At 64.2% G+C, this 14,708-nt stretch carries 18 protein-coding genes and 1 pseudogene; 9 read left to right on the top strand and 10 right to left on the bottom strand.

All coding sequences use genetic code 11. The annotated features are described in order from the left end of the window. Positions 1–297 precede the first annotated feature (297 nt). Both VMT40_RS12865 and VMT40_RS12860 read left to right on the top strand, forming a co-directional pair. On the top strand, positions 298–852 hold the full coding sequence (locus VMT40_RS12865; protein WP_326358201.1) for a hypothetical protein: 555 nt from the start codon (positions 298–300) through the stop codon (positions 850–852). Positions 853–1,070: 218 nt separating this feature from the next. Beyond that, the gene (locus VMT40_RS12860) at positions 1,071–1,613 is read left to right on the top strand and encodes a hypothetical protein (protein WP_326358200.1); all 543 of its coding nucleotides are present in this window, start codon (positions 1,071–1,073) and stop codon (positions 1,611–1,613) included. Positions 1,614–1,749: 136 nt separating this feature from the next. Here VMT40_RS12860 and VMT40_RS12855 read toward each other — a convergent pair whose 3' ends face one another. Next, on the bottom strand, positions 1,750–1,896 hold the full coding sequence (locus VMT40_RS12855; RefSeq protein ID WP_326358199.1) for a hypothetical protein: 147 nt from the start codon (positions 1,894–1,896) through the stop codon (positions 1,750–1,752). A 304-nt stretch (positions 1,897–2,200) separates the two neighbouring features. After that, a complete protein-coding gene (locus tag VMT40_RS12850; RefSeq protein ID WP_326358198.1) occupies positions 2,201–4,057 on the bottom strand; it encodes a DUF2130 domain-containing protein in 1,857 nt (618 codons plus the stop codon). A gap of 1,382 nt (positions 4,058–5,439) precedes the next feature. Here VMT40_RS12850 and VMT40_RS12845 point away from each other — a divergent pair. Beyond that, complete coding sequence (locus VMT40_RS12845) at positions 5,440–5,670, top strand: hypothetical protein (RefSeq protein WP_326358197.1); 231 nt, start codon at positions 5,440–5,442, stop codon at positions 5,668–5,670. 6 nt (positions 5,671–5,676) lie between these two features. Here the strand turns inward: VMT40_RS12845 and VMT40_RS12840 are convergent, their stop codons facing one another. Then, positions 5,677–7,233 carry a recombinase family protein gene (locus VMT40_RS12840; RefSeq protein ID WP_326358196.1) on the bottom strand — a complete coding sequence of 519 codons (1,557 nt, stop codon included), beginning with the start codon at positions 7,231–7,233 and terminating at the stop codon, positions 5,677–5,679. Between the two features lie 201 nt (positions 7,234–7,434). On the opposite strand from VMT40_RS12840, the gene VMT40_RS12835 reads away from it, so the two are divergent. Then, on the top strand, positions 7,435–7,860 hold the full coding sequence (locus tag VMT40_RS12835) for a hypothetical protein (protein WP_326358195.1): 426 nt from the start codon (positions 7,435–7,437) through the stop codon (positions 7,858–7,860). Positions 7,861–7,907: 47 nt separating this feature from the next. Next, positions 7,908–8,159, top strand: coding sequence for a hypothetical protein (locus VMT40_RS12830; protein WP_326358194.1), 252 nt, complete (start codon positions 7,908–7,910; stop codon positions 8,157–8,159). A 20-nt stretch (positions 8,160–8,179) separates the two neighbouring features. Here the strand turns inward: VMT40_RS12830 and VMT40_RS12825 are convergent, their stop codons facing one another. Beyond that, on the bottom strand, positions 8,180–8,536 hold the full coding sequence (locus tag VMT40_RS12825) for a hypothetical protein (protein WP_326358193.1): 357 nt from the start codon (positions 8,534–8,536) through the stop codon (positions 8,180–8,182). 217 nt (positions 8,537–8,753) lie between these two features. Here VMT40_RS12825 and VMT40_RS12820 point away from each other — a divergent pair, with 217 nt between their 5' ends. Next, positions 8,754–9,851: a glycoside hydrolase family 43 protein gene (locus VMT40_RS12820; RefSeq protein ID WP_326358192.1), complete on the top strand. Its 1,098-nt coding sequence runs from the start codon at positions 8,754–8,756 to the stop codon at positions 9,849–9,851. Here VMT40_RS12820 and VMT40_RS12815 read toward each other — a convergent pair. The 4 genes from VMT40_RS12815 to VMT40_RS12800 all read right to left on the bottom strand — a co-directional run bounded on the left by VMT40_RS12815 (position 9,848) and on the right by VMT40_RS12800 (position 13,153). Then, a complete protein-coding gene (locus VMT40_RS12815; RefSeq protein ID WP_326358191.1) occupies positions 9,848–10,792 on the bottom strand; it encodes a Rieske 2Fe-2S domain-containing protein in 945 nt (314 codons plus the stop codon). The two genes, VMT40_RS12820 and VMT40_RS12815, sit on opposite strands and share 4 nt — an antisense overlap. Before the next feature lie 35 nt (positions 10,793–10,827). Then, positions 10,828–11,664 carry an enoyl-CoA hydratase/isomerase family protein gene (locus VMT40_RS12810; protein ID WP_326358190.1) on the bottom strand — a complete coding sequence of 279 codons (837 nt, stop codon included), beginning with the start codon at positions 11,662–11,664 and terminating at the stop codon, positions 10,828–10,830. A gap of 9 nt (positions 11,665–11,673) precedes the next feature. Next, positions 11,674–12,444, bottom strand: a complete 771-nt coding sequence (locus VMT40_RS12805) for an SDR family NAD(P)-dependent oxidoreductase (RefSeq protein WP_326358189.1) — start codon at positions 12,442–12,444, stop codon at positions 11,674–11,676. Positions 12,445–12,556: 112 nt separating this feature from the next. Then, complete coding sequence (locus VMT40_RS12800; protein WP_326358188.1) at positions 12,557–13,153, bottom strand: TetR/AcrR family transcriptional regulator; 597 nt, start codon at positions 13,151–13,153, stop codon at positions 12,557–12,559. 94 nt (positions 13,154–13,247) lie between these two features. Here VMT40_RS12800 and VMT40_RS12795 point away from each other — a divergent pair, with 94 nt between their 5' ends. From VMT40_RS12795 to VMT40_RS12785, 3 genes are read left to right on the top strand one after another with little or no spacing between them, the layout of a single operon-like run. Next, positions 13,248–13,646: a PPOX class F420-dependent oxidoreductase gene (locus tag VMT40_RS12795; RefSeq protein ID WP_326358187.1), complete on the top strand. Its 399-nt coding sequence runs from the start codon at positions 13,248–13,250 to the stop codon at positions 13,644–13,646. Positions 13,647–13,658: 12 nt separating this feature from the next. After that, entirely contained in the window at positions 13,659–14,105 is a 447-nt protein-coding gene (locus tag VMT40_RS12790) for a DUF2871 domain-containing protein (RefSeq protein WP_326358186.1), read from the top strand. Positions 14,106–14,145: 40 nt separating this feature from the next. Next, positions 14,146–14,316 (top strand): hypothetical protein, encoded by a 171-nt coding sequence (locus VMT40_RS12785; protein WP_326358185.1) that lies wholly within the window; start codon positions 14,146–14,148, stop codon positions 14,314–14,316. A gap of 13 nt (positions 14,317–14,329) precedes the next feature. On the opposite strand, the gene VMT40_RS39360 is transcribed toward VMT40_RS12785, so the two are convergent. After that, positions 14,330–14,458, bottom strand: a complete 129-nt coding sequence (locus tag VMT40_RS39360) for a hypothetical protein (protein WP_442789957.1) — start codon at positions 14,456–14,458, stop codon at positions 14,330–14,332. Between the two features lie 9 nt (positions 14,459–14,467). After that, positions 14,468–14,698 (bottom strand): annotated as a pseudogene (locus VMT40_RS39355) (hypothetical protein); the annotation flags it as partial. Positions 14,699–14,708 lie beyond the last annotated feature (10 nt).

Below are 14,708 nucleotides of genomic sequence, written 5' to 3'. Positions count from 1 at the left end.
GCTCCATGGTTGTCATCGTCCTTGCCGCGCCGACGGCTACCCGACGGCGATCACGGCAGAAGCTGTCAGCTCTGCAACCAGATGCCAAAACAGCGGAGGATGTCACTGATCCGGCGTTGCTGCTCCCAAACCTCGGGATCCTCCGGATCAAGACCGGCGTCAATGAGCGCTTGTCGATCAATACTCTCGTACACATATCCTTGGACGAGGCTGCGCTCCTTCAGGTTCCACCCCGAGCTCATCTTCGGCCGGCCGTTGAAACGCTCGGAAGGTCGAACTCTCGGCGACAATCGAGACATGAATCCGGGGGGTAACAACGGCAACCGTCGCGGACTGAGCCTTGAAGCGGTCCATTGGCACCTCGCGAGGGAAGACGCACAACGAGCTGCCGTTTCGACACGTGCCGGTGCGGTTCTGAGCGCCAACACGCTGGTCGTCGCAGGGACCGCGCTTGCCTTCTCACTGAAAGGCTCTAAGCCGCTGAGCATTTGGGTTTTCGGGCCCGCAGTATGTGCGCTCGTCCTGGTCGGGGGCTCCGTCGTGTTCGCGACCCAGGCCCTGGTGATGCTGAGGAGTTCCGAACGGCGGTTCAGTCAACCGCGCACCGCCGCCTCGACCCTCTATAGCCTGTCCCGGATCAGCCGGGAGTGGCCAACCTTCGAAGAGTTCCGGGCAGCAGTGGTCGACCAATCGCCCGAGCAGCAGCTCCGCGGAGCCTTGGACGAGCTCTGGCGTCACTCTCACCTGCACCTATTTCGCTACCGAAGGCTCCGACAGGCCACCTGGCTCCTGTTGCTGGCTATCGGCATGCTCCTCGCCACAGTCATTTCATCGGCGCTCTCGTACCGGTAGACGGCCAGCACAGGCGGACCATCATGAGCTGGCTCGTCACCGGTGGTAGCGCTGTATGTTCAGCGCTGATCGCGCCGCATCGCAGCAAGGAAATTCAAGAAGCTCGGTGATAGTGGTGCGCGCATTATGGTGATCAGGCTTGTGAATCAACGTGATTGGGGGCAGCGATGATCAGCGTTCTCGTAGCCGGAGTCGGGGTCCTGGGAACGGTGCTCGGTGTGACCTTGACTGCATATATCGGAGCACGGACGGAGACTCGTCGGCCGGCCGCGATCGAGCGACAGCAAACCCGACAGGACCTTATCCAGCGGGACAATCAAGTCCGGGAGCTACAAATCGAGCACCTACGATGGCGGCGAGAACATCGCCAAGCCGCCTACCTTGATCTGATCGAAGCAGCGAATACCGCAGATAGAGCTAACCAGCAGTACTTCCGAGAACTGTTGGCGAGCACCGAACCGATACCAGCAGACCAGGCTCGCCTGGCCGAGATTCGCCAGCACTTCAAGCACGCCGAGCACATCTCATACAAGGTGATGCTCGAAGGACCCGCCGAGGTCGCCCAAGCGGCACAGCGATTGATCGATGCCCTTGCCACGGTCATCCACGAAGTACGAGAAATCGCACAGACTCCCGCCAGCCAGACCCGCCCTGTAGCAGCAGCCGCCGCCGAGTCAGCCGGTTGGACCTACTTGGATCAACAGAAGGAGTTTCTCGGCACCGCGCGAGCTGCGCTCGACGAGATCAGCAGTCTGGCCTGACCCACGGCAGCTTCGGATAGCCCAGCGCCGCTACAAGTTCCGCTCCGAGCTTTCACAACCGTGTCGCCGCGTGTCGTCCAGCAAGAACGGAGAGACCAGCGGGTGGTGGTGAGATTTCACCACCACCCGCCGTCAGTTACTCGTCGTCCTGCTCATTGCGGCTGGCTGCCGCATCAGCACGGTCATCGAATCCGCTTGTCGCGGTGTCGGATTGCGGATCTCGCTCAGCAGCTGCGGCGATCCTGTCGGCAGACTCGCGGTCCATCGGGCTGCTCTTTCCCATGATGTGCTCCTAACGAGGTTGACGCGCACCCAGCTGACGCACCGTCATGGGGTGCGCTCGGACATAGCAAGGTCAGAGAATCGGCACAGCCGATCCCCGGTGTCCGGCGTCGGCAAAGCCTGAAGTCGGCGCGTCGCACATCCGGCCTCGATGCGGGTCCCGAGACGACCGCGGGCAAAGCCTCGCGGGGAGCATCATCTCGGCCGCTTCCCATTCTCGCAGCCCGTCTCATGCCACGTTTGGGTGGCGTGCGGGACACCCGGCGGAGAACCTGGCGTCCCGAACACGATCACCTGCCAGAGCATCACAGATCAGTGTCATCACCCGGGGGCAGGGCGAGCCGTTCGCCGGAGGGAAGTTCCCCGCGCAGCTGCGGTGGCACAACGGTTCCGGCCGCTTCGAAACGCCCGGCAATGGTGCAGATGGTGTCGATGATCTCCTGCTGGGCCGCGTCCATCTTCGCGTTGAGCCGGTTGAACTCGCGACGGAACCGATCCATGTCCTCACGTGCTATCTGGGCCAGCTTGACGATCTTTTCCAGGCAGTACATGAACTCGTTACCGTTAACGTAGGTGAACACGCGTTCCGGTGTCCGGTCGCCTCGCGCCGCGTCGGTCAGCTCATGCTGCCTGGTCGTCGCGACCATCTGACGGAAGGGTCCCGCGATATGGACGGCGGTTTCGAAGTCGCACACCAGAATCCCGTCGATCCAACCTGATCCTTCGATCGTCGGGACAGTCGGCATTGCTTCGGTGACCAGCACTGCGATTCGTGCGCGCTTCTCGTCGCGGTCCTGGATCAGCTTCGGGATCCATGCCTTGCTGTAGGTCTTGGTGGCCTTGCACTCCCACACGATGAGGCCGCAGACCTGCCCGTTCTCTACAACCGTCTGATGGACATCGGCACCCTTCTGGCCACGGCGAACGACGACGATGTCGTCTTGAGGCCAGCGCTTGCGCAGCTCGTCGGCGAACAGTTCCTGACGAATCACTCCCTCGGGCAATCGGCGGATCCCGAGCGCGTAGCTATGCTGGGAAACCTTTTGGAGCTCGGCATTCACCGAGGTCAGCTGATTTTTCAGATCTTGGATCGTGGCTGCTGCTTTCGCCTCGACACGTGCGCGTTCCTTGCGTGTGGTGTCCTCAGCAAGTTTGATTGCGGCTTCGCGTACCTCATCCTCGTACTGATCTCGCAAACTGGCCTTTTCGATCCGCAGCCGAGCGTTGCTGTCCTCGGATTCCCTGAGCAGATCCCGCAGTTGGTTCTCGGAAGATTCGCGAGCGTCCTGCGCAGCGGCAGCCTGTTCGGCCATCTGAGCGCGCAGTGCCGTGAACTTTTCGGCTGCTGCCGTTTCGGCTTGGGTGGTGGCGTTGCGGACCAGCTCCTCGCGATCCTGTACCCCGGCTGCCACTTGGGCTTCCAGTCGACCGCACAATGCGGTCAGGGTCGCGATCTTTTCGGCTGCTGCCGTTTCGGCTTGGGTGGTGGCGTTGCGGACCAGCTCCTCGCGATCCTGTACCCCGGCTGCCACTTGGGCTTCCAGTCGACCGCACAATGCGGTCAGGGTCGCGATCTTTTCGGCTGCTGCCGTTTCGGCTTGGGTGGTGGCGTTGCGGACCAGCTCCTCGCGATCCTGCACCCCAGCTGCGACCTGGGCTTCCAGCTGACCGCACAGCGCCGCCAGCGAATCGATCTTTGCAGCGGCGTGCTGCTTGTCCAGGTTGTGTTGGGCATGGAGCTCTGCCATGGCCTGGTCTTTACCGCGCTTTTCGGCCAAACCTAGTCGCGCTTCAAGCTTCTCCTCAAGCTGCAGACGCGCCTCGTCCGCGCCGGCCAGTCGAGCCTTTTCGATCTCGATGTCGACGCCATCTCGCTCCGTGCGCATCTGCGCCAGTTCCTTGAGCGCAGCCTCCAACGATCCCCGAGTCTGCTCATCCTTCTTTGCGCGCTCGGCGAGTTCGGAAGTCTTGCTTGCGATCTCAAGCTCTTTCGCGGCCAACTTGCCGTCGAGATCCGATTCGAATTGCTTCTCAAGATCGCGGCGAATCTCGTCTCTGATTGGGGCGAGGTGTTGTTCGCTTAGTACCGATCCAAGGTCTACGCCGCAACTCGGGCAATTCGTCAAACTGCGATCAGACTCTTGATTCTTACGCCGGGCCATGTCTTCTCTCTTGCCGAACCAGTGGAACGATCGAGCAGTCTCACAGATGTCACCGACTGGTCTGAACAAATCGCCGCGTACGGACCAGCCCCAACGCCGAACTCGGAGCTGGCGTCGCCAGACCGAATGATCGAGGCCACAAGAAGTCAGCGCGGCAAATATATAAATAACCGGCTAAGCGCAGAGAATGCAGGCAGATCGCCTACTTCGCTTATCGTTCGACTAAGACAGATGATGCCCCAAGTATTGGGTAGCGCACATCTGTAAGACTCGATTTCAGGCATCGGTCTTCCTCTAGACTGCCGGTGGCGGAGTTCAAGTCCCGGGGTGCGAGCGTCAGCTTCCGGATCGATCGGACTGGCTGAATCCGAAACCGCCTGCATTCCAAACGATCTGCTGGAACTGACTCGGGGAGAAGGGCCGCCGAGCATCGACTCCGGTTTCATACGAGTGCGGCCAGTAGCACACCCCGCAACGGTGGCAGTAAAAGCCCGCTTCCCACAGCGCAGTTGCGGCGGGCAGTCCGCGCGCGATGCGCGCATTGTCACGGGATCGGCGTGCGAGCACCACGAAAGCAGCCAGAGACGGGAGCGCGAAGGGCAGCGACAAGACGCTACCGAGCATGAGCAGGGTACTCATCGGTGACGTGGCCTGCGCGGTCGAGGGTTGCAGATGGGTCGCAGCGGCTACAGCAATAGCAACCATGATCAACGTGACTATCAGCAACAGGGCCCCGCAGACTGCTGGGCCTGTAACGGAACTGGGGGAGGGCGCAGGTCTGGTGGCTGCGGCGAGCGCGCTGGTTTGAGCGCTAGTGGACGTTGCCGACCCAATGACAGGCACAACGCCGCCTGACAGACCGATTCCTACGCCCATATATGTGCTCGTTCCTTGCGTGGTGGCGGTGCCGGTCGCAGCGATCGCGGGCATGCTCTGTATCGCGTCGACTCGCTCGCAGATCGGGCACGAATTCTCGTTGTTCATGTGCGTTCCCCACTACTCCGGTTGTGTATTTACTGACACCCGAACCGATTTCCGTCCACCGCGTAGCTGGACGAGCTGGTGAAGCTCACAGGATCTGGTCTGCACGGAACACGCACCGAACCGACCGTCGCACACATCATTGACAGCCCGCCCCGCATTGGTGTCAAGATTCGCCAACTCGACGCCCGCTCCGGAGGCGCCCGCCGCCCAACTTCAACGAGCGACTCGGAGCGAAATCCTTGGATCCCATGTCGCAAAACGGGGGTCTGGATGCAGTGCACGGGTGTCAGGATCCTCTGTGATCGCCCTGCGTCTTCGGGGAGCGACCGATGACCATCCGCAAAACACCCCCGCCACGCACCATCCATACGGGCGCGGCATCGCCTAGCGGGCGGCCCATGGCTGGCGCGTCACGCCACGATCAGCCGCGCTGCAACCGTGCGACCCCTGTCGGCGATTCCGATCGGGTACACCGACGACGGAAGTGGACCGCAGAGGAGCTGGCGTGGCTGGCTGATGTCCGCCAGCGGCTGTCAGGGCCGCTGACCGATACCCAACTTGCGGTGCTGCGGCACTGGTGGAACGGCGGCTATGCCGCCGACGCTACTGACGAGGCCCCGACCGTCTAGAGCTGTTCAAGCGACTAGGCGCTGGACTTGGACTTTATCGAGGCTGGCGGGGGCTCCGTACCCTTGGCGCTTCCCCGCTGGTTGGATCGTTATCGACAGCAGTGACCGGATGATGTTCCGCTTTGCCTCAAGCGGAGTGATCATCGGATCGTGCCACTTCGCGCGGGCCTGTGGCCCGGCGGCCTCAACGACGTGCGGCATGGGCAAGGCTGCCTGCGCGCGGGCTTCGGCGGCTTTGATCGAGGGAAGCTTGCGGTCCTTGTACTGCCTGATCTCCGCTGGCGCGAGCTCCGCGGCGATCGCCTCGCGCACCCATTTGTCGTACTCACCACGCAACCGCTTGGCCTCGGCCTGCGCGGCCTCTGCCTGGGCGTCGGTGCGTGCGAGCGCGACGAGCAGATCCGGGTCCTCCAACCGCTGCAGCACCGCCTCCTCGACCAGATCGTCGATCGGGTCAGCCAGCCGAGAGACACAGAAGTTTTCGCATTCGTACATCCGTGCCCGTTTGCGCCCACCCGAGCGAGAACGCACCACCCCGCCACACGCCCCGCAGGTCGGGATGCCCGACAGCAGCCATTTCGGCGCACTGCCCTGCTGGCCTGCCACCATCCGGCTGGGTTGAGCGAACAGCTCGGCCAGCTGCATGAAATCGTCAAGGGGCACGATGGCTTTCCACGTCGCGGGAACGGTTTCCACCTCGCCGGTCTCACGGTTCTTATGTGCACGCAGCCCCGCTATGGTCGGGTTTGTCAGCACTTTGCGGACCATCACGTGGTCCCACCGGGTCCGCCAGCTCTTATCGCACGGGCACGTCCGCCGATCTACGGACTTGAGTACCTTGCGTCCCTCGGTTACCGAACACTTCCGGCACGGCAGCGCCAGGTCCACGCTTGGGATCAGCACCTTATCGCTGGTCAGCCATCGTGCGATGCCGTTTGTGGATACCGCCGACAACGCTCGCCGTGCCATCTCCGCGACGATCGGGGCCTTGTCAGGATCCGGTACTCGCCCGACCGACCGCCCACGCTTGTAGACGATCATGTAGCCGAACGCTTCTCGGCTGTGGGGCTTGCCGTCGAGGAAGTTCTGGTGCAGCTGCTGCATCGAATCGAAGCGGTTCTGTTCGGGCCCGTACTCGTTGTCGACCGCTTCCTGCGCCAGGATCCGACGGTCCGTCGGATTGTTCAGGTCGTAGAGCTGTCCGCCCGAATACCAGAACACCCCCAACCTCGCGCACATCTCGCGCAGTATCGCGAAGTCGAGCAGTTGCCGGTTCGCCCGCGACGACGATCGGGTCACCAACACTCGCTGGCGGCCACTCGCGCTCGGTTCCCGCAGCGCGGCCACCAACTGCTGGTAGCCGGGCCGTTGTTTGACGGTGTGCCGGGTCGCGCCGATATCGGTATCAGTGATCTTGTGCGCGACCGACCACCCGAACCGCGCGCATTCATCGCAGCCCCACCGAACCTGCTGAGGGACCGACAACCCCTTGTTTTTGTCCTGGGAGTTTCGACCATAAATCGAGGCTTCCAGATCTGGGAAATCCTTCGGATTTAGCGGCATAACCCCAGGTTAGAACGTATCCCCCCCAAAATGAAGTTCTCGACCATCAACGAGCCCTTCACCCCGGCTCCCACGAAGTAACCGCGTGGGTTGAACCCCGGTCGTGTCGATGAGGGCGCGACCGGGGTTTCGCGGTGCGCGTTAGCGGATCCGAATCCCTCGGCGATCTATGGAAAAGTCAGTCGAACGGGGGAGTCCACCATGCAGTTCTCGATCCGAATCCTTACCGCCGCCACGGCCCTGATCACCGTGCCCGCACTGAGTTGCGCTGTCGCCCAGGCGGATCCGACAACCGACGAGGTGTCGTTCGCGTCGCCGTCCGGCAATATCGAGTGCCTGGTCACCCCGACTCTGGCCGGGTGCGAAATCTCCGCCCACGACTACGCGAACCCGCCCGGCCGCGACTGCCCGCACTCCGCCTACGGCGACCGCCTGATCATGGACAGCACTGGCGTCCAATTCCCCTGCCACAACGACCGTTTGGTCGGCACCACCCCGGGCGTCCTCGACTACGGCCACCGCGTCACCGTCGGCGGCTACACCTGCCTGAGCACCGTCGACTACGTCGAATGCTCCGGCGGCGGCCACCGCTTCCGCCTCTCCCGCCAGTCCTACAGCATCGACTGAGCCCGTTCCGGCCACACCGACCCCACCCGGCCGGGCACTATCGAAGCATGTCCGACGTGAACAAGCACAACCTCGTCTATTTCGAAAACGCCTCCATGCGAGGGCTGTACGCCGACCTCGACGAGTGGCAGCGCACCAATGGCCGCCGGTTCCTCTCGCTCACCATCCATCCCGACGGCGGCACCTTCTGCTGCATTGCCCTGACCAACCCGGCCGAGGTGGTCATCACCAGCGTGGACGGCCACAATCACGCCGCGGTCAGCCGCTTCGGGCTGCTCGCGGTCGCGACCAACGACTAGCCGCGCCGTCGCGGGGTGGGTTACGGCGATTGGACTCCGCGGCGCGCCTGCCACGAGCTGATCTGTCGTGGCCGGTATTCCGCGGCGACCAAGGGATTGTGCCCGTGCCGTCCGGCCCGCTGCTCCTTGCGGAATTCCCGGAAATACTCGAACCGGATCATCAGCAGACCCGAAACAATAAGCACCACAGTCGCGATCGCGCCGGTTATCGCCCAGCCCTGGTAGCCGGACGCGGCCGCGGTCAGGGTCATTCCCAGCGTCGCGATCCCGAGCAGGCACATGACCAGTGCTGGGCCTTCGCCAGGATCTTCGATCGCATCACCGGGATGCGGATGCCAATGCTCCCCATTCGGCTCGATGGCCGTCACCTTAACCATTGTTACCTCCCTCGACCTGCGGAGATTCCTGATCTGCTCTCCAGAATGCCCCCAAGGACCGAACCTACGCGCGAGTAATTTCGAAAATTGCCGAAACAATGCTCGATTACCTGTAGAGCCCCCGCGAAACGCCGGACATCCTGGGCTTTCGGCGGAGTGATTGAACCGGCAGGGAGCGGCGTCGAGACTGGATTCTCGACGTTTGCGGGAGGCGATGATGACGGGTTGGCGTGGGGTGCTCGGGCTGGTCATTGCGCTGCTGGTGGGTAGCGGAATGACGATCACAGGGATCGGCGCGCCGAATGCCGTCGCGGACGGGCCGCACAGTGAGCAATTCACCAATCCGATTCTCGCGGCGGGCGCGGACCCGAGCATGAGCTACTACCGGGGCCGATTTCACCTGGTGCAGGGCGACTTCTACAACAATGACAACATCGTCATCCGCAGTGCGGACACCCTCGGCGGACTGGGCCAGGCCGAACCGGTCGTGGTGTGGGAGCACCCCGCCTGCCCGGCCCCGGCGTGCACCAAGGTCTGGGCGCCGGAACTGGAGCACATCGGCGACCGGTGGTGGATCTACTTCGCCGGTCAGGAGGACGAGCGCAACGAGACGCACCGCATGTACGCGCTGCGGTCGAGCGACGACGATCCGACCGGCCCCTACGAGTTCCTCGGCAAGCTCGACCTGCCCGGCGGGTGGGGCATCGACGGCGTCTATCAGGAATACCGGAACGCCGGATACTTCTTCTGGTCCTGCCTGCGTGACCCGGAAGACACACGGGTGCAGGACATTTGCGCCGTCCGCATGTCGGATCCGATGACCCCGATCGGCGATCGCGTCAGCATCGCGACACCCACCGCCGGGTGGGAAACCGTTCCCAATGACGCGGGGCTGCTGATCAACGAGGCCCCGCAGCCACTGGTCGCGCCCAACGGTCGCCTGTTCATGACCTTCTCCGCCAATGCCAGCTTCGACGACACCTACCGATTGGGACTGCTCGAGCTCGCCCAGGGCGCGGACCCCATGAACCCCAAGTCCTGGACCAAGTCCGGCGGCCCCATCCTGCCGGGGACCTCCGGTGCGATAGCCCCCGGTCACAATGGCTTTCTCACCATCGACGGCCACCCGTGGATCGCCTACCACGCCCGCCTGGAGTCCGGCACCGGCTGGGCGGGTCGCAGTATTCGCGTCCAGCCCTTCACCTTCGCCGCCAATGGTCGCCCCCAGTTCGGTATGGCGCTGGGTCCCGACGCTCCCCTCGTGATCGATGGCCGGGACCCGAAACAGCCCGAATCCCGACCCGCCCCGGGCTAACCGGCCCGGCTCGGCGTCTCGGCCAGGGCCTCGCCTTCGAGGAAGTTGGCGCGATACCAGCGCCGGAACTGGCCGATCAGGCGTTCCTCGGTGGTGAGCAGGGGAGTGGGGCGGTGGATCTTGTTGTCCCAGATCAGCGTGTCGCTCTCCCACTGGGCACGGACGGCATCGAAGATCACCTGATTCAGCGGGTCGGCATCCTGTGCGGCACTGACCGATACCAGCCCACGCAGGACGATGCGCTCCTGGTCCAAGGGCGTGGCGTAGAGGCGGTAGCAGCCTTCGAAGCCCTCACCCGCGTGGACGGCCATGACCATGCCGGGTCCGTGAATCTCGCTGCGCAGCGGAATGCCGGGCAGCTCTTCGTCGGAAGTGGCCAGCGGGGCGAGATCCACGCGGAAGCAATGCTCGGTGGCCTCGGGCAGACCGGTGGCGGCCATGATGCTCGACTTGTGCACCCACTTGAAATGCGCTCCGTCGACGCCGTTTTCGAGAATGTCCTGGGCGATACCGCGCAGCGTCCATTCGACGGTGAGATCCGGTGTCCAGCCATCGCGGTCCAGCACGGGCATCTCCCAGTCGGGCTGCCGGTCCGGCGCTCCGTGCCAGGCCAGGATCACGCCGTTCTGCTCGCGGACGGGCCAAACCCGTACGCCCGCAGCGGGTTTTACCTTCGCGTAGGGAACCTCGACGCACCGGCCCGCGGTATCGAATCGCCAACCGTGGAACGGGCATTGCAGCGCATCGCCGACGACGGTGCCGCCGATACCGAGATGTGCGCCCAGATGCGGGCAGTACGCGTCCATCAGGTGTGCTCGGCCCTGCTCGTCACGCCAGGCCACCAACCGCTCGCCGAAGGCTTGTACCGGCGCGGCGGAGCGTTCGGCGAGTGCGGAGGAGAACGCCACCGCGAACCAGCCGATCGGGTAGTCGGTATTCATTTGTCCACTCCTGTATTTCAGTGAAATGGCTCGCCCTACAACGGTTTCCACCGTGAGGTCGAGTGATCGCGGAAGGCCGCGAAGGAGGCGTGCAGATCACCGGTCGCCGTGCACATGACCTGGGTGCGGTTCTCCAGGTCCAGTGCGTGGCGCAGGCTCGGCGCGTCGACGTTCTGCCACAGGGTTTCCTTGGTCATCCAGACCGCCAGCGGTGAGTGCGCGGCAATCTCCGCCGCCTTGGCCAGCGCGGTGTCGATCAGGTTCGTCGCGGGCACCGTGTCGACGGTCAGGCCGATGCGCAGCGCCTCCTCGGCGTCGAAAACCCTTCCGGTGAGCATCAATTCGGCGGCGCGGGAAGCGCCCACGAGCCGGGGCAGGTGGTAGCTGGTGCCCATATCGCAGGCCGAGACGCCGTGGCGGATGAACACCGCGCCGAAAGTGGCCTCCGGGCAGGCGATCCGAATATCGCAGGCCAGCGTCAGGGCGAAACCGCCGCCGACCGCCGCGCCATTGACGGCGGCGATCACCGGCTGACGCAGGCGATGAATCCGCTCGAACAAGGAGGCCATCAGCTCCTGCGCGGCCATGGTGCGTGCCAGCTCGGAGGTCGCCGCGCCCAGCAGCGCGGCGGTCGGGGTGGCCTCGGTGCGGTCGAAGTCCTCCGGTGTCGACTTCAGATCAGCTCCCGCGCTGAAGGCCGAGCCCGCGCCCGTGATCACCACCGCCCTGATCTCGGGCCTGCCAGCGATATCCGCGAAAACCGTGTGCAGCTCGGCCACGGTCTGCGGGTCGAGCGCATTGCGCCGGTGGGGGCGATCGATGGTAACCAGGACGACACCGTCCTGGCGCTCGTCGGTGCGTACCGCTGTCATGTCGATCTCCTAGCGTGCGATCAGGCCGCCGTCGGCGATCACCGTCTGACCGGTGATATAGCTGCCCGCGTCCGAGGTGAGAAGCAGTGCGGCCCCGACCATTTCATCGGGATCGGCGATCCGCCGCTGCAGGGTCGAGCGTTCGAGGGCGGCCACGAATTCGGGCGGGTTGTTGCGCACCATGCTGGTGTTCACCGGGCCGGGGGCCAGGGCGTTGACGCGAATGCCGCGCGGGGCGAACTCCGCCGCCATGGACCGGGTGAAGGAGACCATGGCGGCCTTGGCCGCCGAGTAGATGGCCGTGCCGGGTGAGAAGGTGAACGCGCCCACCGAGACGATATTGAGAATCGCTGCGTGCGAACTCCTTTCGAGGTGGGGGAGGGCGGCCTGCACCAGGAAGACCGGTCCGCGCAGGTTCACGTCGTAGGACTTCTCCCATGCGGCCGTGGTCATTTCGCCGAGCGGTTGCGCCGAGGGGTTCGCGGCATTGTTGACCAGGATGTCGATACCGCCGAATTCGGCGGCGGCCGCGGTCACCAGGGCGTCGAGGGCTTTCAGGTCGCCCATGTGGGTCGGCACACCCAGAGCGCGCCCGCCCATGTCGGTGAGATGCGCGGCGGCGGCCGCGCACGCGTCGGGTTTGCGGCCCGCGACAACCACATTCGCGCCCGCGCAGACGAAGGCCTCCGCCAGCGCCAACCCGATCCCGCGGGTGCCGCCGGTGACCAGCGCGGTGCGCCCGCCGAGGTCGAAGAGCTTCCCGAACTTCTGCCGATCCACGACCCCTCCATTGCGGTCTCCGGGCGTGATCGAGAGCACACGCCCGTCGGGAGTTATATTACGCGGCGTAAGAAAAGTGGCAATGGGTTCGGCCGGATCGGTTTTCGCGACGTCAGGGGTGAATCATGATGCCCGGCACGATGATCGAGCTCAGGTGCTCGATCAAGCCGTCGGTGTCCGGGTGTTTGACCAGCATGTGCATCATGACAGCGCCTCGCACGGTGTCGAACAGCGCACTGCCGTCCACATCCGGGCGCACCGTGCCCTCGGCCTTCCCCCGCTCGATCAAGCGCGTGTAGACGGCCCGGATCGGCGCGCTGTAGCGACTCTCGATCTGGGCCATCAGGTCATCGCGCCCGTACAGCTCGGCGGCGATTCCGGCCAGCCCCGCCACATAAACCGGATCCGACTGAATCCGCACCATGGCCGCGATCAGCTCCGTCATCGCGGCGGCCAGCGGTGCATTCTCATCGATCAGCGAATCCTGTTCGGGCACACTGAATATCGCATCCTCGACCAGTGAGAATCGGCTGCCCCAGTTGTCGTACACGAACGGCCGCGACACTCCGGCCCGCCGCGCCACCTCGGTCAGCGTCAGCTCCTCGTACCCCTTCTCCAGCAACACCTCCCGCGTGGCCGCCACCACCGCCTCTCGCCGCCGCGAATCCCGCGGCCGCCCAAGGCTCGTCCCTTCGTCGTCCACTCGCACACCCTCAATCTAGCAACGCTAGACAAGCTACTGGGCGAGTGTTACCGTTGCTCTCGTGCCTAGCGGCGCTAGAAATCAGAACGGAGAAATCGCCATGAGCTTCACCAGCAATGAACAGCAGTTCCTCGCCGAGGCCGGAATCGGTCGGCTGGCCACGGTGTCACCCGACGGCGTCGTGCAGAACAACCCCACCGGCTACCGGGTGAATGCCGACGGCACGATCGACATCGGCGGCATGCGGATGCGCGCCAGCCGCAAATACCGCAATGTCGAGGCGGGCAGCCGGGTGTCCTTCGTCGTCGACCAACAGGTTTCGGTGGACCCGTACGTGATTCGCGGCATCGAGGTCCGCGGCACGGCCGAGGCCCTGCCCGACGAGGAGCCGCTGTTCCCGGCCCAGGAACGCGCGATCATCCGAATCCACCCCGACCGCATCATCTCCTGGGGCATCGACGGCGATTCCTTCGACTTCACCAGCCGCAGCGCCGAATAACCAAGGACCCCAATGAAACAGCTCTACTACGCCGCGGCTCTCTACACCCTGCTCGGCCTCTTCTCAGGCCTGTTCTACTGCGACTTCACCAAATCCCACAATTTCACCGGCAAAACCGAACTCGCCGTCACCCACACCCATCTACTGGCCCTCGGCACCCTCTTCTTCCTGATCGTGCTGGCCCTGGACAAGCAATTCGACCTGTCCTCCCAGCGTGTGTTCGGCTGGTTCTTCTGGACCTACAACACGGCCGTCCTCTGGACAGTGGCGTGTATGACGGCAATCGGCATCCGCACCGTCCAAGGCCGCCCCGAAAGCGACCTGCTGGCTCATGTTTCCGGCGGCGGCCACATCCTCCTGACCATCGCCTTCGTCCTCTTCTTCGTCTGCCTCCACCGCCCCGCCACGGCCCGCCGAGCCGAAGCCGACCGCCCGTTTGCCACACCTGTCCGCGGGTAGAGCGATCTCGAGACGAGCGATTCCGGAACGAGGAGAACCGATGACGGCGAACAGCGGCGATCCGCGTGAGCGCGCGGATCTCGACGATGACCCGGAAACCGAATTCGCGGACGAACATCGAGCCGTGACAGCCGACCGCGACAGCGACGGCGAAACCGAATCCCCGGAAGGCTTGGGCGGAATGGACCCCAACAACGGAACCGCCGTCTGAAAAGCGAACTCCCTCACCGTGCGACGACACGCACGGTGTGGAGTTCGGGATCGGCCGGATCCGGAACATTCATACCGTTCTCTATCCCCGTACGCAGGTAGTCGATAACGGCCGCATCGATGAGCTCGCCCGGCACGATCACCGGAATACCCGCGGGTAGGGCGTAACCTGTTCGGCCGCAATGCGTCCCGCGGCCTGCTCGGCAGGCACGGTCTCGCACGGCCCGAAGAACGCCTCCCGGGGCGACATGACGGTCTCGAGTTGCAGATCCCGCGGGGCGGGCAGCTGAATATTCTGGGGCGCAGTGTGTTTCGACCCACATGCCAAGCGGCAAGTCCGTCGTAGAGGTGTCGGCCGAATGTTTGTCGTCGCTCATCGACAGGGTCGCGCCT

It is taken from the genome of Nocardia sp. CDC160 (assembly GCF_035818795.1).
Taxonomy (GTDB): Bacteria; Actinomycetota; Actinomycetes; order Mycobacteriales; family Mycobacteriaceae; genus Nocardia.
The sequence above is the reverse complement of the archived record's forward strand: the minus strand, read 5'-3'. Positions and strand labels throughout refer to the sequence as shown.